The organism is Haloferula helveola (genome assembly GCF_037076345.1).
GTDB classification, from domain to species: domain Bacteria; phylum Verrucomicrobiota; class Verrucomicrobiia; order Verrucomicrobiales; family Akkermansiaceae; genus Haloferula; species Haloferula helveola.
This window is the reverse complement of record NZ_AP024702.1, coordinates 4,310,126-4,332,493: the sequence shown is the minus strand read 5'-3', so window position 1 is coordinate 4,332,493 and position 22,368 is coordinate 4,310,126. Positions and strand designations below refer to the sequence as shown.

13 protein-coding genes are annotated in these 22,368 nt (G+C 62.6%); 1 reads left to right on the top strand and 12 read right to left on the bottom strand.

Annotated elements, in window-relative coordinates; all coding sequences use genetic code 11:
- Positions 1-21: 21 nt before the first annotated feature.
- The 12 genes from HAHE_RS16330 to rsmA form a co-directional block, all read right to left on the bottom strand.
- Positions 22-1,419 (bottom strand): tryptophan 7-halogenase, encoded by a 1,398-nt coding sequence (locus HAHE_RS16330; RefSeq protein WP_338685907.1) that lies wholly within the window; start codon positions 1,417-1,419, stop codon positions 22-24.
- Positions 1,410-2,915: an FAD-dependent oxidoreductase gene (locus tag HAHE_RS16325; RefSeq protein ID WP_338685905.1), complete on the bottom strand. Its 1,506-nt coding sequence runs from the start codon at positions 2,913-2,915 to the stop codon at positions 1,410-1,412. Before HAHE_RS16325 ends, HAHE_RS16330 begins: the two co-directional genes overlap by 10 nt.
- A 140-nt stretch (positions 2,916-3,055) precedes the next feature.
- Positions 3,056-10,105: an autotransporter-associated beta strand repeat-containing protein gene (locus tag HAHE_RS16320; protein ID WP_338685904.1), complete on the bottom strand. Its 7,050-nt coding sequence runs from the start codon at positions 10,103-10,105 to the stop codon at positions 3,056-3,058.
- Positions 10,106-10,448: 343 nt separating this feature from the next.
- A complete protein-coding gene (locus HAHE_RS16315; protein WP_338685903.1) occupies positions 10,449-14,066 on the bottom strand; it encodes a hydantoinase B/oxoprolinase family protein in 3,618 nt (1,205 codons plus the stop codon).
- The gene (locus HAHE_RS16310) at positions 14,063-14,611 is read right to left on the bottom strand and encodes a hypothetical protein (RefSeq protein WP_338685901.1); all 549 of its coding nucleotides are present in this window, start codon (positions 14,609-14,611) and stop codon (positions 14,063-14,065) included. The genes HAHE_RS16315 and HAHE_RS16310 overlap by 4 nt, the downstream gene beginning before the upstream one ends.
- An 18-nt stretch (positions 14,612-14,629) precedes the next feature.
- A complete protein-coding gene (locus HAHE_RS16305; protein WP_338685899.1) occupies positions 14,630-15,433 on the bottom strand; it encodes a hypothetical protein in 804 nt (267 codons plus the stop codon).
- Positions 15,434-15,531: 98 nt separating this feature from the next.
- Entirely contained in the window at positions 15,532-16,080 is a 549-nt protein-coding gene (def, locus tag HAHE_RS16300; RefSeq protein ID WP_338685897.1) for a peptide deformylase, read from the bottom strand.
- Entirely contained in the window at positions 16,077-16,514 is a 438-nt protein-coding gene (locus HAHE_RS16295) for a biopolymer transporter ExbD (protein WP_338685896.1), read from the bottom strand. The genes def and HAHE_RS16295 overlap by 4 nt, the downstream gene beginning before the upstream one ends.
- Before the next feature lie 5 nt (positions 16,515-16,519).
- On the bottom strand, positions 16,520-17,224 hold the full coding sequence (locus HAHE_RS16290; protein WP_338685894.1) for a MotA/TolQ/ExbB proton channel family protein: 705 nt from the start codon (positions 17,222-17,224) through the stop codon (positions 16,520-16,522).
- Between the two features lie 22 nt (positions 17,225-17,246).
- Positions 17,247-18,374: a hypothetical protein gene (locus HAHE_RS16285; RefSeq protein WP_338685892.1), complete on the bottom strand. Its 1,128-nt coding sequence runs from the start codon at positions 18,372-18,374 to the stop codon at positions 17,247-17,249.
- A gap of 73 nt (positions 18,375-18,447) precedes the next feature.
- A complete protein-coding gene (locus HAHE_RS16280; protein ID WP_338685891.1) occupies positions 18,448-18,897 on the bottom strand; it encodes a hypothetical protein in 450 nt (149 codons plus the stop codon).
- A 112-nt stretch (positions 18,898-19,009) separates the two neighbouring features.
- Positions 19,010-20,341, bottom strand: coding sequence for a 16S rRNA (adenine(1518)-N(6)/adenine(1519)-N(6))-dimethyltransferase RsmA (gene rsmA, locus HAHE_RS16275; protein ID WP_338685890.1), 1,332 nt, complete (start codon positions 20,339-20,341; stop codon positions 19,010-19,012).
- 368 nt (positions 20,342-20,709) lie between these two features.
- On the opposite strand from rsmA, the gene HAHE_RS16270 reads away from it, so the two are divergent.
- Positions 20,710-22,356 carry a SurA N-terminal domain-containing protein gene (locus tag HAHE_RS16270; protein WP_338685889.1) on the top strand — a complete coding sequence of 549 codons (1,647 nt, stop codon included), beginning with the start codon at positions 20,710-20,712 and terminating at the stop codon, positions 22,354-22,356.
- Positions 22,357-22,368 lie beyond the last annotated feature (12 nt).

Genomic DNA, 22,368 nt, shown 5'->3' with positions numbered 1-22,368 from the left:
ACTGCGGAGCCGAAGCCGCTCTCACCCCTTTCTCGATCGGGCGGCTACCAAAGCGCGCTCGGAGTCCGCACCTCTGCGGGCATTGGCCTCCAGTTCCCCGAGGCTCGTCCGCCACACCGCGCGATCAGCCTCACTCACCTCTCCCCTCCCACGGAAAGGCACGCCAAGCCCGAGGAAAGTCGCAACCCAACTGTTGATCCCGACAACTCCCGGTATTGTTGGGAGCGCATTGACGAGCTTGGCGGAGGGCCCGATCGATTCAAAAACTCCGAGAAGCTCTTCATGCTCGCCCAAGCCAGTGGTGGACGAGACCTTCTTCCAGCACTCCGAATCTGGGTCATCCGGGTAGCGGAAGTGCAGCGCTTCGAAGTCGCGGATCTCGTCCCGGGCCCGGCCGATGACGTCTTTGTAGAGCCTGCGGCTCTGCTCCCCCGGCCTCATTCCGGTCTCGATCATGAAGCGGCACATCGTCTGGACCTCGTGGACCAGAAGCGACAACCGCATTCCCGACAGAGGCTGCACGAAACCCGCTGCATCCCCGATGTGGACCGAGTCGGCTTTCCACGGGTTCGACGTCCGGCCACCATGCCAATCGGTGACCCGGAGCTCTCCGGCCGGCTTTCCGAGTCGTTCCAACAGCCACTCCCGCGCATCGTCGTCACTGACGCACTCGGGATCATAGGCAAAGCCGATCCCCATCGAATCGTCGTGATCCATCCGCCAGCTCCAGCCCGAAGGGTGGGCCTGCACCGTGCAAAATGGCAGCATGCGCTCGTTCGAACGACGCCGCAAGCCGGTGACCGAACGCCAAGCCACGGTGCCGTCCTTCGGCTCGATCCAATCGTCGCGATCGGCAGCTGCGTCCGTCCGAACCAGCAGCCCGCCGTCGGCAATCTCGCCCTCCGGCGTCGTCTCCACACCCACCGCCGCGCACGCTCTCTGGAGCAGATCGGTGAATGGCTCCGGACGGACCTGAAGACCGGTGATGCCGTCACCGGATACTCCGGGAGGCAGCACCTTCTTCAGGCGGATCAGCGCCTCGCCAATACTGAAGGAGCGCTGGTCATCGGTGGCCGAGAGAAAGCCCGCCTCGATCTCCGACTTCGGAATCTTCCGGAACGGTGCCGTATCGAATGACTGGATGAATTCACCACGAGCCCCCCAGAGGAACCGGAAACCCAGGCACCATGTCGGTCGGCCGAAAGTGTGGAGGTCGACCTCGCGGATCCCGAAGGAACCGATGAGCTGCCGGAGAAGAAATGGACTCGCGACTTCCCCGATCGGATTGCTACTGCCCTCACGGCACCGCACGCCCACTTTCAGATCGGGCAGCATGCGCTTGAACGCAAGTGCGGCAAGATAGGGGTCGTAGCCGCTACCCTCCACCACCACCGAGCGAATCTCTGAACCTAGCTCCATTTCCATGTTGGCTTTCGGATTGCGTTCAATGCCTGGCTGACCGTCACACCGGCCGACGCGGCGCGGCCCAGCCTGCCACGTGCGGACTCCCATGCCGCCCGTTCCTCTGCCTCCGGCTCATAGCGGTTGGCGTAGGGAACCTTCATCCCGACCAGCATCGCGAGAAAACCCTCGATTCCGTAAATGTTCGGTCGCGTGGGAAGGCTCTCCACCAACAGTTGGGACGGGCCGATCTCGCGGTAGGCATCGTACAAGCCCTGATAGTCTCCGAGACCCACGTCTTCTCGACAGGCTTTCCAGAAGGGAGTCTCGAGCCGTGTGTTGAACTTGTAGTGGTAAGCGAGGAAGTCGCGGATCTCATCCCAAGCGGACGCGACCTTCTGATTGAAGAATTCCCGCATCCTGTCGTCCGGCATCCGGTCGGTCAGTTGCAGGGTCTCCGCCAACCATCTCACCTCGTAGATGATCTGGGCGATCGCGGTTGCCTCAAGCGGCTCGACGAAGCCGGACGCGTTACCGATAGCAACGACATTCCCCACCCAGTTCCTCTGATGACGACCGCTCCGGAAGCGGACCACACGGGGATCACCACCCACCTTCGGATTCTTGCTGCGGAATTCCTCCACCGCCTCGTCATCGTCGACAAAACGGGAACTGAAGACGTAGCCCCGGTTGATGAAATTCTCGTGCTCGATCTGCCAGCACCACCCGTGATCCATCGTCTCCGCCGTGGTGTAGGCAAGCAACGTCTCGTCCTCGCGCTCCCAACCGCCGATCACCGCCCGGTCGCAAAACAGCGCGCCCGAGTAGTCATTGAAGGGTTCCTCAAGCGCCTTGCCGATCAGCTCCGCCCGAAATCCCGATGCGTCGATGTAGAGATCCGCACTCAGGGCACCCGACTTCTCGAACCGCACTTCCTTCACGCCGTGAGCATCGCGTTCGACTCCCTGCAGGGTATCGTCGACAAACTTCACACCAGCCTCCCGGGCAAGCCGCGTCAGGCACTCGACCAGCTTGTGGTTCTCGATGTGAAAGGCGTAGTTCCCTTTGACCAGAGGCTTTCCGAGAGGCCCCGAGGCGAAGGCTTTTCCCCGACTCATCAGGGCGCAGGCCGACGAGAGATCGGTGCAATCTTCCTCCGCGTAGTAGCCGTTGGGTTTCGGCAACCCGTCGAAGCGCCAGTCATACTGCTCTTCGAAGTCGTAGAAGAACCAGTCCCTCGGCCCCCAGACAAACTTGATCCCCTGCTTCCAGGTCGGCTCGGCCTCCCGGTAGAACTCGGCAGGATCAATCCCGAGCGTCGTGAACAGATGATCGGGGAACACCGCGGTGGTTCCCTCCCCCACTCCGATCACGCCGATCTCACTGCTGTGGACCAGAGTCACATCGATTTCAGGAACCAGACGCCTGAGGGTGAGCGCGGCCAGAAGCCCGGCACTGCCTCCTCCCAATACAATAGCCGACTCGGATCGGCCGACTGCTTGATCACTTTCCATCGTCTGAAAATGTAACCGTGGTTTGTTCTCGGATTGCAACCTGCGAGTCCGGCAGAGCGGGTCAACAGGCCAAAGAAAAAGCCGCCCGGACAGCTGTCCGGGCGGCTTGAGTCACAACCATTGCTGTGATGCGTAATCGATCAGGGAGTCGGGATATCGACCGCAAGGCGGGCGAAGAACGAGCTGCCCGTCGCGAGCGAACGCGGAATGCTCACCGTCACCCGGTCAACTCCGGCTCCGAACGCATCCGGATAGAAGTCGTCATCCTCATCGATGATCACTCCATCCACACCGGCCTCGGCGGTCGTCCAGTCCAGCGCATCCAGCGTCGAGCTGTATTCGGCGAACGGATTCTCACCCGCGGCATTGTCGGAGCGGCGGTAGGTGAAGATCAGGTAGGTCGCATCGACGGTCACCGTCGGCATGTCGCCCAGCGAGTTGCTGGCCGGGTTTGCCGGATCCGAAATGGTGCCGAGCACGAACTCGATGCCGTTCGGGATGGTGTCGTTGTCCGAGTCGGCATCCGGGCCGGCACCAACGATGTTGTTGGCGGCCTCGTAGGCGTCATACGGATTCGCCGGAGCGGGCACGATCGCGACCTGGTCGCCACCACCGTAGGTGTAGTCAACCGTCCAACCCAGCGGCACCGAAGCGAAGGTGCCGACGAGGCTGCCGTAGTTGGCGATGACGTAGGCGGCTTCGCCCGCGACGCCGGTCAGGTTGACGCTCAGCACGGCGTTGGTCAGGTCGAGCACACCCGTGACGTCAAGCGAGTCGGACTTCGGAGTCAGGGTATCGTCGACATCGATGAGCAGCGTGCCGCTGCCGATGGTCACGTTGCCGGTCACGTCGAGGTCGCCGATGGAATCGCCCGGGGCGATCACGCCGGCGCCGGCGCTTCCGATGTTACCGGTCACCGAGCCGTCACCCGTGAGGGTCTGGCCGGCGCCGACATTGAACGGCGAGAGCAGGCCGGCGACGTTCAGCGACGCTCCGGACTCCACGTTCACCGTGGTGCTCGTTTCGATGCTTCCCGAAGTGCCGAGGCTCAGCGTCGCACCCGTGTTGACGACCGTGTCGCCCGTGTAGGTATTGGTCGAACCGAGGAGCATGGTGCCCTCGCTGACCGTGACGGTCGCGCCGCCCGAGACCACTCCGTTCAGCACCATCGTGCCGGCACCCGACTTGACGATCGGCGCCACACGGCTACCGCCGCTCGGATTGAAGGTCACCGTGGCACCGCCATCGACGATATCGAACACGCCACCCGCACCGCGGTCGACCCACAGGGCGCGAGTCGTCGCCTGAGCGCCGGTTCCGGTGTATTCGAAGGTGCTGCCCTCGTTGACTCCGAGGTATCCGGTGCCGATCGCACCCAGTCCACCGGCGTCGTCGACCGACGATGCGGCGAGAATGCCTTCCTCGACATCGGTGCCACCGCTGTAGGTGTTGCTGGCTCCGGTAAGCTCCATCCGGCCTGCGCCGAACTTGCGGGGCTTCGATCCGCCGGTCATGTCTCCCGAGACGAGCAAGTCGGTAGCGGGAACCCCGTCGTCCACGTTGAAGGTGATCGCACCGATGAAGCTCGTCCGGGCTCCCAGCGTGCTGGTCACGTCACCAGTGTGGTTGATCGTGCCTCCACCCCGGATCTCACCAGGTCCTGCAGTGCTGCCGCCGGAGATGTTGGTCGCCGTGGTCGGCAGGTACTGCTCGTTGTTGAGATACCAGGTTCCCCCAGCGTTGAGGTTGATGACCGCCGGACGGGTTGCACCACCCAGACCGCCGAGCGAGTGGGTCACGGTGTCCAGTGTGCCACCGGCATTCACGGTGATCGTGTCACCGCCTGCCACCGAGGTGCTCCAGTTACCGCCGCGGGCGAACAGGGTGCCGCTGTTGACGGTGAAGTTGACGTCGTTGTTGGCCACCGTGGTCAGCGAGCCGCCGCCGTCGAAGATCACCTCGCCACCGCCGATGAAGGCGCGGCCGGGCGTCTGCGCGTCGCTACGATCGAAGGTCAGGCCAGCCCCGGCGCTCACCGAGATGCTGCCGCCGCCACCGAGCGTTCCGGTCGTGCCACCGTTACCGACTACCACCTGGCCTTCGGTGATGTTGACCGGGCCGGTGTAGGTGTTGTCGGTCAGCAGCGTCAGCGTGCCCAGACCCGACTTGAAGAGGTCGGTCGTGCCACCGATCGCACCCGAACCGGAGAACGTGTAGTCCTGGTCGGCACTGACGGTCACCTCACCCGGAGTGAGGGTTCCGACGAGGTTGATCGGCGAGGCATTGGAACCGGTGTCGTCGAACTCGACGGCGTCACCTTGGAAGAAGGTCTCATCCGCAGTTCCGAAGAGATCCCAGTTCTGACTGGTGTTGACGTCCCAATCGAAGTTGGCCGGCGTGCTCGACCAGAACAGATCCTCGTTCTGGAAGGTAACGTCGATCCAGACTTCGCCCGGTGTGCTGAAGTCCAAGGTGGTGGTCGGTGTCCGGAAGTCCGAGAAGAACTGGTTGTCGATGGTTGGCGCGCCGGTGAGCGTGCCGGTGTAAGTCATCAACAGGTAACTTTCTGTGGCTCCCGGAGTTGCCGCACCGAAGAAGCGGGGCGAGATGGTTGATCCCGCACCGAAGGTCAGATCACCTGCGACATCGATCACGTCACCCGCGGCGAAGCCGGATGCGTCGAGGTCAAGCGTCACATCGCCGTCCACCTGAAGCGAACCGGTCGAGAACGCTCCGACAACCGATGCATTGCCATTGGTGCCGGCGCCGATGCTGCCGGTCGCAGCGATGGTGGCGTCACCGATCGTTCCGGTGCCGACAAGCGAACCGGTGTTGACCGTCGTCGAACCGCTGTAGGAGCTGGTTCCGTTGAGCGCAAGAGTTCCGCTGTCGACGGTGAGACCACCCGCACCGGTCAGATTACCACCGAGGGTGATCGTGTGGGCACCGGCCTCGAAGCTGGTGTCCCCGTTGATACCCGTGAAGGTGATCGGCAGGTTCGTGCTCCAGTCACTGGACCAGTCGTAACCCGGCTCGGCCGAGGAAGAGGTCGTTCCGACCACACCTCCACCGAACTCGATGGCGTAGTTGGCGCCGCCGTTGCGGATACCCCACTTGCCGACGTTGAGCGTTCCGCCGGTCAGCGAGAGCGTGTGGGTGCCAGCGGTCGTGCCACGGCCGTCGATCACGATCGAGGTCGCGTTGAGCGTTCCTCCGCTGATCGAAAGGTCACCTTCGCCATCAATGCCGAGGAAGACGTTCGCCTGACCCTCGTTGGTCGGGCTGGTCACCGTGTCCGGCATGCTCAGGCTGCCACCCGAGATATTCAAAGCCGAGGTGGAGCCACCCCAGTGGCCAATCCGAACATCGGTCGAAGCGAGGACATCACCTGCGAGAAGGTTCGAGGTGTGCGGTTGGTTGCCACCTTGACCGAGTTCCCAATCATCGATCACCAGCGTTCCTCCGACGCCACCACCGAGGTTGACGTTGGTCGTGCCGGTTCCGAGGTCGAAGCCCTGGGCGATGACACCATTGGACGAGTTGATGTTCACCGTGCCTCCGTTCTGAACGCGGAAGGCTTCGGTGAAGTCGATGTCGCCGTTGAAGGTCACCGTGCCGCCCTGGGCGAGCAGGCGACCGTCCGTGACGATGTCACCGTTGAAGACCAGGTCACCCGTGTTGTTGTCCTTGATGATGTCACCGGCACCTCCGGCACCGCTGCCGTCGATATCGCCATTGACGGTGAAGGATCCACCGTTGCCCGGGTTGAAGTAGGCGAGGTCGGTGACTGTAATGCCACGGTTCGCGGCAAGGACCAGTGTTCCCGGTCCCGAGCGGTCTCCCGTCTGGATCCGGATGTTGTCCATGGTGATGGAATCCGCGGTCGGTGCGGCAGGAACCGCGCCAAAGGACAGGTCATCAACCGCAACGAGCGTGTTCGCATCAAGGAACCACTTGCCGGTGAATCCGGAGTTGTCGGCATTCTCGAGGTAAAGCGTGCCAGCCCCTTTGGTAATCGTGCCGGTGCCGCTAAGCGCGCCGGTAAGGACGATGTTATTGTTCGCATTTCCGATTTGAACCGGCCCCGTAACATCAACACCACCCGTCCATACGCCGGTGCCTCCACCTTGGTTGTGGAGGACCGAACCGCTCTCAAGGGTCACCGGGGTCGCAATGGTCCGGTTGCCGTAAGTTCCGGCGACCGCGCCACTCTGGACGGTCAGTGTTCCGGTCGCACCGCCGTAGGCGTTGTCGTTGTTCTCGGCCCAAACCGTTCCACCGGCGATGACCACATCGATGGGAGAAACGCTCGCATCACCCCGGAAGGCCACTTGGCCCGATCCCACCTTGGTGAGGGTGAAGCCGTTGCCGGTGATGATACCGTTCGGCTGGGGCGCGCCGTTGGCGAGGCCGATGTCAAAGCGCCCGCTGGTGCTGCCGATACTGGCATTGCCGGTCAGCGTGATGTCACGAATACCCGCGTTCGAAGCAACTCCGCCACCGGAGTTGGTAATGGCGCCGTTGCCGCCACCATCTCCTTCAATGGTGAAGTCGTAGGCGCGGGTGGCGTTGCCAAGCGCGTTGCCAGCGAGATCGAGTTGGGCACCGGTGGCGATCGTAACGCCGGAAGTGGCACCAAGCGCGTCGACCGAGCCGGCGATTACCTTGCCCGCCTGGATGTCAACCGGACCGGTGAAGAGGTTCGAGCCACCGAGCGTGAGATCCGCGGAGCCTTGCTTGGTGATTCCGGTGGAACCGACGATGCCGACGCCGGCACCGCTGATCGAGTAGGCGTTGGCGCTGTTGTTCACCACCACCGAGTAGGGGCTCACATCAGCCTGGATCGCGACCGCGAAACTCAGAGCGGTGTCGTCGAAGACCACCGAGTCACCGTCGTAGAACAGATTGTCGGAGGTACCCCAGTTGGTGGTCGCGCTGTCCCAGAAGGTGGGATTGGTAGCGTCGCCACCGACCCACGACCCGGTTTCAGCACCGAGATCGGCGGTGATCGCCGAGCCGGTATCGGTGAAGGTAACCGAACGGAAGGTCGCCGAGCCAGGAGCGACAACGAAGTTGTTGTCCACCCCGTCCGCATCGGTCGCGTCCGTCGCGGTGCCGCCGTAAGTGAGCACGGTTGCTGCCACACCCGGAGCCGGGAGAGCATTGAAGAGAACCTCCTGCGTGCCGTTGACGACCAGATTGTTGGTGATCGCCAGCGGACTGTTGAGCGTCAACGCGATCGCCGAGGATCCGTCGAAACCGAGTTCCAAATTCGCTGCCGAACCACCGTTCAGAGCCAGCGTGTTGCCGTCGTCGATGAGCACGTCACCGGTGACCGCACCCGCCAGCGAGATATCGCTCGGGAAGTTGAAGTCGGTGGTGACGTCTCCGGCGACACTGGCGCCGACGTTGATGTTGAGAACACTGTCGAAGCTGAACACCGGGCTCGTCACCGTCGCGCCGGCATCGAGATTCACGATGCCGCCGTCGAGAGTGAACGTTCCGGGAACGTTGCCCGAGAGGTTTGCCGTGCCGTTGGTCGCGGTCAGGCCGCCACCAAGTTCGCCAACGGTAAGAAAACCGCCTTCGACAAGGAGGTTACCGGTGTAGCCGCTGGCGTCGCCCGAAAGGACGATGCTGCCGTTCGCGGTGGCGTTGCCGGGAATGTTGATTTCGAGATCACCCGAACCCAGCAGGCTCCCGCTGATCTCTCCGCTGGTTCCATTGTAGCCAACGACACGCGAACCCGAGGGATCCACGGTGACGTCACCTGCAATGACGTTGTTGCCGAAACGGATCGCTCCGAGGTATCCGGCGCCTTCCTGCCAACCGATACCGGCGATGCTGATGTCGTTGGTGTAGGTATCGGCGAGCGTCGGCCAGAACTGGCCACCCGCATTGACGGTGATGCTGCCGGTGCCCATGGCCGCCACATCGGCAGCGTTGACCCGGCCTCCGTTGATCACCGTTCCACCGGTATAAGGGCTCGCCACGTTGAGACGGCTCTGACCGACGCCGCTGCCGCCCGCTCCGTTGTCGAAGACGAGGCTCAGCGGAGTGCCTCCGTCGAAGTCGACGAATGGAAGGCTGTAGTCATCCTGACCACCGATCGGATTACTGATCGTGAGCGTTCCGGTCGATGAGGTCAGGTTACCGGCGGCACCGGTTGCGGTCGCAAACGCACCGCCACCACCAGCTTGGCTGAGGCTGCCGGATGTGAGATTGAGCGTCGTTCCGTTGTTGACCCGGATCTCATTGTCAACATTGAGCGCACTAACCGCCAAGGTGCTGCCATTGTCGAAAGTGATCGTTCCCCCGATCGCCTCGAAGGTGGTCCCGGCCCAGTCGGTCGACGTAACGCTCATCGTGCCACCACCGTTGCGAACCGTGCCGGTGAAGGCCGATCCGTCACCGGAAAGGATCACGTTGCCGCCGTCCGTGCGGCGCAGGATGGTCGAGCCGGTCAGGGCTCCGGAGAAGTCAACTTCGTTCGCTCCACCGTAGAGACGGAGTGTGCCGCCCGCCGCTCCCACTGCGATGTCGCGGGTGAGCGTGGTGGATGAGCCTTGGTTCCAGAGAAGTCCACCGCCGTCGAGGAGGATGGAGTTACCCGGATCGCCGAGAGCGTTATCCGAATTCCACCCGACCACACCCGAGGTGATGGTCAAACCGCCTGTGAACGTGTTGTTGCCGTAGAGCCGAAATTCCGCGCCATTGCCACCACCGTTGTCACTGGCAGCATCGCCGTGCGCGGCGATGGTCAGACCACCCGTGCCGGTGACTGTGGACTGGATCGAGAGATCATAGACGCCCAGACCCAGCACGCTGGAGTCGATCACGCCACCGCCGGTGATATCAATCGAGCCGCCGGTGATCGTCTTGTTACCGATTTCCTCGAAGGTCACCGAGTTGGTGGCCACCGTGCCGGAAATGGTGACGGTCCAGTCACCCGTGCCGTCCGTGCCGGCCGAGAAGTTCACTTCGTCACCGTTGGCGAAACCCGTCGCAGCGAGTTCCCCGTTGGGATCGGTCGACCAGTTGTTATCCACCAAGCTCCAGATGCCGCCGGCATTTCCGGAACCGGTCGTAACATCATTGGTATCCCAGTAGAGCACCGCACCTGAAGCGGTGCCGATCGCCGTTACGGCCGCAATGCATGCCGCCGGGCAATACGCGAATCCTGTCTGCATGGCAGAACGCAGCAGGTTTGAGCGGAGGTTTTGATTATTTGGGCAGTTCATAAGGCAGACCTACTTCATCCAAAATCCCCCAAATCATGACAAGGATATTTCTAAACAGGCGTAAAAATGCGTATTCTTGCATACGAGGTATACTCGACGCTGCCTACGTGGATCTACTTGCGTCTCAAAAAGACACCCTTCAGGAATACCTGCAACTTACTCATTATCAGAACGCTACATTCGTTTGGAGCAGTTTAGAAACGCAGACCAGTCGAGGCCTCAAAGCCGCAAAAAACCCGAAAAAAGTCGCAAAAGTGCCACCAAATTTCTCGAACCCGACCATCTCCCGGTCTCAAACCGCCCCCCAACCACCCCCTCCGGGCGTCTCGATCCGCACCCGGTCCCCGACTTCAAACTCCTCGGTGCAGATTCCAGGCAACTCCCGTGTCTCGCCCTGAGCCGTGATGCGAACCTGACATCCGGGCTTTCCACTCGCTCCGCCCGCTCCGCCGCGCGGGCCGATTGCCCTCCGTTGGGTGAGGAACGAAACCGTGAGGGGCCGGAGGAACTCAACCTCGCGGACGACTCCGTCTCCTCCACACGAACACCCCTCCCCACCTGACCCGCGCCTCAATGCGTGACGGATGAGTCGGACGGGATACCGGTGCTCAAGAATCTCCGGATCGGTGATCGCGGTGTTCGTCATGTGCACCTGCTTGCCACTCGTGCCATCGAAGCCAGGTCCCGCTCCGGAACCGCCACCCAGGGTTTCATAGTAGCCGAAGGTTTCATCCCCGAAGAGGAAGTTGTTCATCGTTCCCGGGCCGTTGGCCGACAGACCGAGAGCTTCGCAAAGGAGGTCCGCAATCCGTTGGCTTGTCTCGACATTGCCGCCTACGACTGCCGGAGCATGTTCGGCCCGCGCAGGAAACTCCGGATTGAGGATTCCTCCAGGCAGAATCAGATCGACCGGTCCCAACAGGCCTTCGTTGAGCGGGATGTCATCTGCCACCCAAAGCCTCAAAACGTACAGCAGCACACTTCGAACGATGGCTGGAGTCGCGTTCAGGTTGCCGGGATGCACAGGCCCGGTTCCGCAGAAATCGACCTCCATCCGGCCGGAACGAACCCGAACCGAAACTCGGAGCGGTGTCCCGTCGTCGAGCGCGTCTTCCGCTTCAACGTTGAAGTCCCTTTCGCCGAGCACCGACCCCATCAACTCCGCCGATCGCTCGACAATTCCCCGCAACTCGTCCCTTACGACATCGCCTCCCTGATCCCTGGCAAGACCGGCGATCGACGTTCGCCCGAGGTGACAAGACGCGAGCTGTGCCGCGAGATCGGCGAGATTGTCATCAGGACGACGCGACGGGTACGACGCTTCCCGTAGTAGGGCGTCGAGCCGGTCCCACCGGGCGGCACCATTCTCCACCAGAAGCATCGGTGGAATCACCACACCTTCCTCCGACAGCTTCGTAGCTGCGGCAGGCATCGACCCTGGCGCCATGCCCCCCAACTCGGCGTGGTGGGCACGATTGGCGACGAACCCGATCCGGCGTCCGCTCGGATCATGGACCGGCGCGATCAGGGTGATGTCGGGAAGATGCGACCCGCCGGCCCCGGGATGGTTCGTGATGATCACGTCGGACGGACCGGGTTCCAAACGCTTCAGACATTCCCGAACACAAACGCCAAGGGCACCGAGATGCACCGGCACATGCGGAGCACTCGCCACGAGTCGGCCATCCGCATCCAGAAGGGCGCACGAATAGTCGAGGCGCTCTTTCACGTTGGTCGACAGGGCGGTCCGCTTCAACTGCTCGCCCATCGCCCCGAGTATGCCCTCGAAACGGCTTCGGAAAAGACCCGCCCTTACTACCGCCGACTCGCCGGAGATGTCGGCCTGCTCCAGCGGCTGATTTCGCTCCAGCAACAGCGTCCCGCGATCTCCCGACCGGGATGTCCAGCCCGCCGGGACGACACATGTCGAAAACCGATCCTGCCGAAGTTGCGGGCCGGGCTCACCGGTCGGTCCGAAATTCTCTTCCACAAGCGCGTTTGCGGACTCTTCCGCCACCACCCTGAGGCTTACGACCTCGATCATGGACCCGGCCGCGGGATCATATCCGAAGATCCTGCGGTAGCTTTCCCCGAACCGCTCGCCGAGAGCGGCCGTGGCCCCGTCCTCGGACTCCACTTCGATAGTGGAGTCCTGGCCTTGCAGTCGAAGCGATGCGATCCAACGCAGCACCGGCCCAGAGCCACCGAGCGCCTCTGTCGCTTCTCCGGCGATGTCCTGCCAAAGCCCGTCCAGACCACCCGTCCCGAGCGGAAGGAGCACCTGCCTGACCCGCTGTTCCTGGCGCACCGCCCGCTCCAGCCCCCATGCGCTGAGCAAGCCGGCATCGGCGGGCACCAGCACGGATCGGACCCCGAGCCGGTCCGCGATCGCACAAGCATGCTGGGGCCCCGCTCCCCCGAAGGCTAGCAGGGCGTAATCCTCAACCTCAACCCCATCCCGAACGCTGACCGAACGGATTGCTTCAGCCATCTTCTCAATCGCCACCTCGCGGATGCCGGCCAGCAGACCATCGGGATCGCCAACGTCCTCACCCGAGCGCTCCATCTCGGCGACCAATTCCCTGAATCGGGCACGTGAAGCCCCCACATCCAGCGGGATGCCCGCCTTATCGGCATCCATGAGACCCAGCAGCAGGTTCACATCCGTCAACGTCAACGGACCACCACGACCATAGCACGCCGGCCCGGGATCGGAGCCGGCGCTCTCCGGACCAACCTCGAGCCGCCCGTTCCTCCATTCGCAAATCGAACCGCCACCCGCTGCCACCGTTTCGATCTCAAGCGCGGGTGCCATCACCCGGGCCGGTCCGATCCGCTGTTCCTCGCGATACCGGAAAGGACCGTCAATTCGAGCCACGTCAGTACTCGTTCCGCCCATGTCGAAAGTCAGAACCTTCGGGTAGCCGGCCGCCCTCGCGAGTTCGGCGGCGCCGATGAGTCCTCCCGCAGGACCGGAAAGCAACGAGTCCTTGGGGTGATAACGATCGGCCGGAACGAGCCCACCGGCACTCGTCATCAGCCATGCCGACTGGTCACCCAGAGGCTCGGTCACACGACGGATGAAGTGGCGCATCACCGGCGCGAGGAAGGCATCGGCCAAGGCCGTCTCCGTTCTCGGCAGGAGACGGATCAATGGAGCCACCTCCGAGGACAGCGTCACTTGCTCGAAACCCTCCTCAATCAGCCAGCGACCGACCAATTTTTCATGGTGCGCGTCCCGCCACGAATGGAGCAGCGCGACCGCAGCCACCCGGCATCCGGAATCGAGGGCCCGACGCGCCACTTCGGCAATCTGGGAGCGGTCGGGCGGAACCAGTTGGGCACCATCCGCCGACAATCGACTAGAAACCCCGTAGATCGTTCTGGCCAACCGGTCGGCTGGTGGCTGCTTGAGCTCGAACAAGCGTTCCCTCCTCTGGTCCCCGATCAGCGTAAGATCCTCGAAGCCCTCCGTCACGAAGAGCGCAACGTCCGCACCCTTCCGTTCCAGCAGGGCATTCGTGCCGCGGGTGGTCGCGACCCGGAAGTCCATCGATGGCAAACGAACACCACTCGCGGTCCGGGTGAGGATTCGTGCGGCGACCACAGGCGCTTCCTCACCGCCATCCAGCTCGACCATCCCTCCATTGCCCGGGAGTTCGAGAGCACCCGACTCATGAACCACCACCGTGCGACCGTCCTCCGTCCGCCACCCGACCAGAAGTCCGTCAGGAAGTTCGGCGGCAGGCCCTTCGAGTGGACGCCGGCCATTCCGCAACTCGCCGAGCCGGACCCTCAACCGCCCGTCCGACAGCACCTTGCAGCGGCGTTCCTCGCCGTCCGGGCCGATCGCCCACGCATCAGTGAACGTGCCGCCGGTATCGACGCGTACCCTCCACCGGGCACTCATGCGGCCTCGATCCTCTTACGAACCGAAGCGAGCAACGCGTCAAATGCTCCACCGTTCGCATCGGGGACACTGTCGGGGGTCACGAAACGCGGCACCGAATGGGTCGGCACGCCGAGCCAAGCATCGAGCTTCGCGGCATCGAACTGCGGATGCCGGTCCGCCCGGTGATACTGGAGAACGAAGGGAATGGCTCGCAGTTCGAAACCGTTCCTCCGGGCGTTCTCCGAAGTGACGACGAGAGAATCCCACGCCGCCTGGAGGCAACGCGGTTCGACATCCATCACGCACATCACTCCGATGGCCCTGTGGAGAAGCAATTCTTCCGATGCCCGATACTCCTGGGGCCCATGCAGACAGGCGACCTCGAACCGCAGTCCGTCGACTTCCAGATCGAACTTCGCCGTCTCCCAGAATCCGACCCGGACCGCTTCCGGCGGTGGTTCGCCGAAACGGGCCGCGACCGATCGAAGAATCTCAAGTTTCCCGCAGCCGGGCGCTCCGACAATCACGAGCTTGGGGGCACGGATGTCGGATGAGCGCCTCATGTCGGCACAGGATGGGGCTTACATCCGCCCCAATTCGCGGGCGACGAGGATCAGCGTCTCACGAACGCCGGGTGCGAAGCTGCCGTCAGTCTGAACCGCCAGCAGAACCGAACCTTCGCGAATGAAGTCGACCGGAGCTTTGCCGGCATACAGGGTCACCGCACCATCACCGAAGCCAAGTCCGCCGATCACCCGTTTGATGGCTTCAACCGCACCTGCATCCGCCGAAGAAACCCGGCCGAGGTTGCGGATACCGGGAAGCGATCGCGACCGCTGGAGGATCTCGGATTCCGACAATTCGCGATCCACACCGAAGATGGCGCGGAGCTCCAACTGACGAATCGCGGTGGATTCGCTCTCAACGGCGCTTGCCGGGGCTGGCGTCGGAGCCGGAGCCGGAGCCGGAGCCGGAGCCGAGGCGGCAGGTGCCGGTGCGGGAGTCGCAGCGGGTGCCGGATCACCGAAAGGCGCATTCGACTCGGAACTCTCCTTGGCCGGCTCGGGAGCCGAGTCGGCAAACGGCGAATCCGAACTCGCCTTCGGCTCATCCGCTTCCTTGAACGGCGAATCGCCAAACCCGGCAACGGGAGGCTCGTAACCAAAAGGTGATTTGCCCTGACCGGAAGCAAACGGCTCGGAACCCTTATCGTCATCGGAGGTCAGACGGGTCGCCGGTTCGTCCTCATCGACCGAGAAGGGAGACTTGCTGCCACCCGACGGAGCCGCGAAGGGATTCTCCGGCCCGTCATCGACGGAAAACGGACTTTTCGGAGGAGACGCGAAGCCTTCCTGAGGCTCGAAGATACCTTTGTCTTTGCTCATGATTCAGCGATTTTTGGGGTAGGAACGCCGCTGCGACGTCATGGATATTTTGATTATCCTAATCTTCGGAATGAGTCGAGAACTCATCGTGCCAAGCTTCACCCCCCGGCCGCAAGCCGCTTTAATTTGCGACGCAGGCTGACCTTGGTCGCCGGCGAGACGCGATCGATGAAGAGCACGCCGTTGAGATGGTCGGTCTCGTGCTGGATCGCACGCGCAAGCAGACCGTCGGTTTCGAGCTCAATGACCGTGCCGTCGAGCTGGGGAAGCTTCGCGCGGAGGGCGGCCGGACGGCTGACATCCGCCCGGATATCACGGATGCTCAGACAGCCTTCCGTGTCCTTTTCCTTCTCGGTGCCGAGATCCAGTTCCGGATTGATGAAGACCAAGGGCATCCAGTCCTCGAGCTTCGCATCCTCACCGTTCACCTTGAGAAAACTGACACACTCGGGATCGTGCGCGACATCCACGACCGCGAGCCGCAACGCGACCCCGACCTGCGGTGCGGCGAGCCCCACCCCTTGGGCATCGTACATCGTCTCGACCATATCTTCCGCTAGCTTGCGGACCTCGTCATCCACCCGTTCCACCGGCTGGCAACGTTCGCGGAGGACAGGGTGGCCGTACTGGACAATGTCGAGAATCATTCGGAGTCGCTGGATTCGGCGGGCAAACTGATGCGCGCGGGGACGTCCTTAACTTCGATGCCCGCGGCGGTCAACGCATCCCAGATCGCGACAAGCTTCTCAAGGGACACATCCTTGTCCGCCTCGAGCTCCAGCTTGCGGCCGGGATTCTCCTTCACGTAAGCGTTCAAGTACGGCTTCAATAGTTTCAAATTGGGGACGGTCAGCTCATCGAGCCGGATCGCACCGTCGGCATCAATCGCCAGGATCGACCGTTCGTCGACGATCGTGTCCGAAGGGACTTCACGCACCGTCGGCAACTCGATCTTGAGCACCTCGCGCTTCTTTTTGAACTCCGAGGAGACAATGAAGAAGATGAGCACGATGAACAGGATGTCGATCAGCGAGACGATCGGCACCTGGCGCGGACGGGAAGCAGGACGTTCGAACCGCATCGGTCTCAATCGGCTTCACCCGCCGAGGGGTTCGGGACGAGCCGCGGCGACCGCTCGCAGACATGGGCGAGCTTGGTCAGCAGCACTTCCAGCCGTGCCGCATAGGTCTCGATCTTCCGCTGGAAGAATCCCTGGGCAATGATCGCTGGCACGGCGATCGCCATCCCGACGATCGTCGTCTTGAGAGCCCGCCCGATACCTGCGGTGATCATTACCCAGTCGGTATTGTCGGACCCGAGCCCGGAAAAGACCACCACCAGACCGGACGCCGTCCCCAAGAGCCCGAGAAGGGGCGCGACGCTGATAACCACATCGATCGACGCCATACCCGAGTGGAGCCGGACAATCTCCGACCGGGCCATGGCCTGGACGGCCTCGGCGATCTCGGACTGCGGCCGACCCCGCTGACCAACTGTGACCGCGCCCAAACGGGCGAGCGCGCTCTCACCCCTCTCAAAGGTATTGAGAACCTCTTCAACCCTCCCGGACTGGATACGGCTCTCGAAGGAATCGACGTCCGCCGCAAGATCGTCAGGTACGATCCGGGAACGGGCGAGAGTCAGGAACTTGTAGCAGATCGCCGCAACTCCCACGACCGAGGTGAGACCGAGAAGGATCATGAAGAATCCCCCCTCGCGGAAGAACAGCTCGATTTGCTCGATCACGCTGGGCGTCGAGCCGGCAGCTAACAGGGAGAGGACGGGTTGCATGGAAGAACAGTGAGACTCGGACTCAGAAGATGAAGTTGTAAAGCAGTTCGAGAGGCTCGCCATCGAGTTCCTTCTTCACGTCGGCCGGCATCTTCGGCAGGTCCGCTTCGCGGATCGCCGCGTGGGTGAAGCCGATCTGGATCGTTCCCACTCCGAACTCCTCGACCGTTCCGACAGTGCGCACCCGACCGTTCTCGTCGAGCACCACCCGGATCCGGATCACGCCCGGCGTGATAAAGTCCCGGTTGCGCACGACCTGACGCTGCCATGATTGCTCGATCGCCCGGCTCAGGGCGGCGTGGTACTTCCCCAACGGGCCGCTCTTCACATCCAAAGCGGAGCGGCCGCTGCGGGAGATCGAGCCCTTCAGCTCCGTCTTGCGCTGGTATCCCCGGAAGCCCGGATCGCTGCCCGGCTGGTTCTTCACCTCCTTCGGCTGCTCTTCGACAGCCTCCTCCTTGCGCTCGCCTTCTTCCGTCCGAGCCGTCTCGGGCGCAGACTTCGGCTCCTCCTCCACCATCTCGGGCGGAACCGGTCGATCGACCGGCAGAGGTCCATCAGCGAGCCGTTCCTTCGGCACCCCCGGGATTCCTTCTTCCGGAGCTTCGACTTCGGACGGCGGCGGACTGACCGGATCCGCAGGGTCGGCCGGTGGCGTTTCGACCGCCATCTCGGTCGGCTCTGCGGGAGCCCCCGCCGGATCGGCTTGATCCAGCGACCCATCCTGATACTCGCTCGTCGTCGTTTCGATCTCGTCGGGCACCCGCGGCTCGATGCCCGTCTGACTCGGCATGTCGGGCGCATCCGCGACGGCCGCGGCATCACTCGTCGCCAAAGTGTCCCGCTCGCCGATGAACTTCGGATTCTCCGGAAGCCCGGAAGGCTGGTCCTCCGATGTCCTCGCAAACCCCATTGGTTTCTCGACCGGTGGAGGCGGCGGCTCAGCCGCGACCATCGGCAGAATCGTCATCACCCTTTCCTCCGCAGCTTGCTCGCCCTGCTCCGGCTCGGGGATAGTGAAAATCAGCGAGTGCAGGGCCAAAAACGCGAGGACCAGGACCACCGTTCCATTCACCGCGACTGAAACCAGCACCGCTACCAGCCAAAGGCGGGCATCGCTGACTCGGTCGATGGTCTGGACGGCTTGCATCGCGGATTACCGCGAGCATCCACCGTGCCCGGAGATCCTGCAATCCACGAAATGCGGATCCGCCCGATCAGGCTCACCAGTTGATCGTGACTTCCGGGACGTGCTCCTCCGTCAAATCGAGCGAGCACTTCATGTAGAGATCCCCGAGGGGCGGAACCAAATCGCCACCCAACGTGTAGATGCCTGAACCGGGGCAGACCGGCAGACTCTCGAAAAACTGGTCAGGGCCGACCACCCGGGCCTCAAGCCCCAGAATCGTATCCCCCGGGCTCCGGCCGGACATGTTCGCATAGCCTCGAACCGCCTTCTGAACCGCGGTGATGTTGGCGATGCAAAGCGCCCGGTCACTGCCGCGCTTCCACGCCCGTGCCCCAATCACGAGAATCGAGGTGAGAAGCAGCATGATGAAGATCATGACCGTCAACTCGATCAAGCTTAGCCCGGGCAATGCCTTGGCGCGGACCAGCCTTTGCGGGACACCCGCACCTACGGCAAGCCCACCATCACGGGTGGCGTTTTTCATGGCTGGTTTGTGGGACAGTGCTCGGGGAAGCACCTTTCAGCCTACTTATCACGGATGCCCGAACAAGAAATATTTTATGATATTCAGGAATCTTTGATAGATTTGGAACTTCTCAGCGCCCTCGAGCCAGTTTCCAGCACTCAATGAAGCCGCTGGCAAAATCTTCGGGCCGAGCGGCCATCCAGGCATCGACCTGATCGGCCGCCAGCCAGAGCACCGACTCGACCTCGGCACAGGGAAACCTCGGACTTCCGTCCCAGCGAACCATGTACAGCCGGACATGCTCCCAGCCGGTAGCCTCGCACGCTTGGATCCTTCCGACCTCCTCCGGATCGACCCCTTCGATTCCCATTTCCTCAACCATTTCCCTTCGGGCCGCCTCTTCATAGCCCTCTCCTGAATCGAGATGCCCGGCCACGCTCGAGTCCCAAACCCCCGGGTGTGCGTCCTTCAGTCGAGACCGCTTCTGCAGCAGCAGCTCCCCGCGCCGGTTGATGGCGAAAATGTGCACCGCCCGGTGAAGCAGCCCCTTCTCGTGAACTTCCGACCGGGTTGCCTGACCGACGACTTCGTCGCTCTCATCCACCACATCAAAAAGCTCGCCGTCCTTCTGCGGCACTTCCTTCAGCGGGTGTGGGTCGTAGACCTTGGCCAGCGCGACCCAGTCATCCGGACTCAGTTCCTCCGCGCGCGCCGCGGGCGAAATCCCGAGATCTTCCGCCACCTCGTCCCAAACCGGTTCCTCGGGCATCTGCTTGCGCAACTGCTTGCGCCTCTGGGCGAAACCTCGCCGGATCAGCTCGTCGAACCGCCGCGCATCAAACACCGGAAAACGATCCGTCAGCGGTTCCAGCAGGGCGACCGTCGAGTCGATCTGCGGCCGGGGATGAAAAGCTTCAGGAGGGATGACCCGGAGGGGCTTCACATCCCAACCGCTCTGGATCCTCAGGGAAAGAACTCCGTAATCCTTTGTTCTCGGCACTGCCCCGAGCCGGTCGATGACCTCCTTCTGCAGCATGATGACCGCTCGTTCGAACGGATGGGGGCGCGACAGGAAATTCTTCAGAATCGCCCCGCCCGACGAGTAAGGCAGATTGCCGAGAAACTTCACGGGACGATACTTCCACAGCACGCGGGGGTCGAAGCGCGCCCCGTCCTCGTGGTAGACCTCCACGTCCGGCCGGTCGGCGAACCGCTTCTTCAGCCAAGCGGCCAGGCGCGAGTCGAACTCGATGAGCACCAGGCGTTTCACACGCCCGAGCAGCATTTCGCTCAGAGCTCCCGTGCCGGGCCCGACCTCCACCACGGTATCACCGGGCTGCGGATCCAGTTGCTCGGCAATCCAGCCCGCCACCGCAGGATCACAGAGGAAATTCTGTCCGAGCTGGCGGTTCGGCCTCACTCCCGCTTCTTCAAGCGCCTCTCGGATCTCGTGTCCCGTCACCCCCCCAGCGGAGGCGTTCCGGGGCGCAGCGGCAAGTCCGCGGTGCGCCCGGTATTAAATTTCCAAAATCTTTGAACATCTCCCCCACTCCCCGGTCTGAACCCTTTGAAAGCCGCGCGTAAGTGCAGTTTTCATGTAAGGGTGAACAGCAGTTGTCTGTTTTCCGGCTCCCCCCGGACCGGATTTTCGACAACTTCGCCGTCGGGGAGTGGGTGCTCCCCGGCGGCAATTTTTTTTCGGGGACGGCGATGCGACTCCCCCTCCCGGCAGTCGAACCGGACGCCCTCGGTACGGGTGCGAATAAGGGTTGAAGGACCGAGGCGGGATCCCTTTACTTCCGCGCCCCGCACGCAAGCGGCACGCGCTTCATGATCGAGAACATTCGCAGATACACCGGCCTGATCATCGTGGTGATCGTACTTCTCCTCCTCGGGTTCATCTTCATGGACACCAGCGGGATCTTCACTCGCAGCGCCGGCAGCGGCACCTACGTGACCGTCAACGGCCGTGGTTACAGCTACCCCGAGTACCAGAAACTGGGGCCCTCCTCGATCTCTCTGATCCAGCGCCTACCTGACTACCAACTCTACGGCTTTTTCAATGCGCTCCGCGGTGACGCCCAGGACGAGAACAACCAGAATCTCCAGTTCTTCGCCGGACGCGTGGTCATCAAGAACGCCAGTGAGGAGTTCGGGATCTATCCCTCCGACGAGGACGTGCAGGAATTCGTCGAAGGGCTGCGGGTCTTCCAAACCCAGCCACCGGCTGGAACTCCCCCCGGAACACCGGGTGAGTTCAACCAAACGGCCTACAACGCGTTCAAGGAGTCCCTCGGATCGTACGGGCTGTTCGAGCATGACTTCCTCGACCTGATCCGCGACGTGATCGCCACTGAGGAAGTCCGCACGATCGTCGGCGGCGGCCTGCCGGGCTCCCGACACCTCGCCGAAGCGATGACGGTCGTCCGCTCGCAACAGGTCGAAGCATCGGTCGCAAGCATCGATACCGCTCCGTTCGTCGAGAAGATCCAGCCGACCGACGAAGAGCTTCAGGAATACTGGGAGACTCGCAAGGATGCGTTCAAGACCGAGAAGCGAATCAAAGTCAGCTACGTTCTCGCCTCCCCGCAATACCCGGACGATATCGTGGAAAAGCCGGAGGCTCCCGACGCCCCGGAAAAGACGCCGGAGGAGCAAGAGAAAGCGGATGCCGAGAAGCAGGCCCGCGAGGAAGCCCGAGCGAAAGTCGACAAGGAACTGGCGATCGCCGTGGATGACTTCATCAACAAGGTTCACGACTCCGAAGGCGAAGACTACGTCAAGCTCGTCGGAGAAAAGGGCTGGACGCTGGTCCAGACCGACTGGGTCACCGAGACCACCCTGCCGGCCGATCTGAAGCTGCGACCCCGCGCCACGGCCGGCGGCAAGTCCGTAGCCAACCACCTGTTCGGACTCACCTTGGGGCCCGATCCACTGGCGCCTTTCACCGACGCGATCGGCGTCGGTGACAACCAATGGCTCGTCGCCCGACTCGATGAGGTCGAGGAGGTCCGCGAGAAGTCTTTCGACGAGGCCAAGGAGGAGGTGAAGGAACAGTATGTCGATGAGAAGGCCGACGAAGCGATCAAAGCCGAGGTGGAGGCGAAGACCGAAGCCCTCAAGAAGTCGATCGAAGGTGGAAAGTCGTTCGAGGATGCGGCCAAGGAGCTGGAACTCGAACCCAAGAAGCTCGGACCTTGGGCGATGTCGGACACGCTCGACGACGAATCTGCCTCAAGGGAAATCTTCCAGCTCGCCTCGACCGTGAACCCCGGTGAGTTCGCGGAGCCCCTCTACCAGGACGACCGCGCCGTGATCATCCACGTCGACAATCGCCAGATCATCAAGGACGACAACCGTGGGCAGCAGATCGACAGCCTCGGCTCGAACCTCGAAATCCGGAACGAGAACGCCGCCTTCGCGGCATGGTTGAACGAGGAGATCCGGCAAGCCAACCTCCAGACCGCCACTCCCTGAGCGGACACCGCG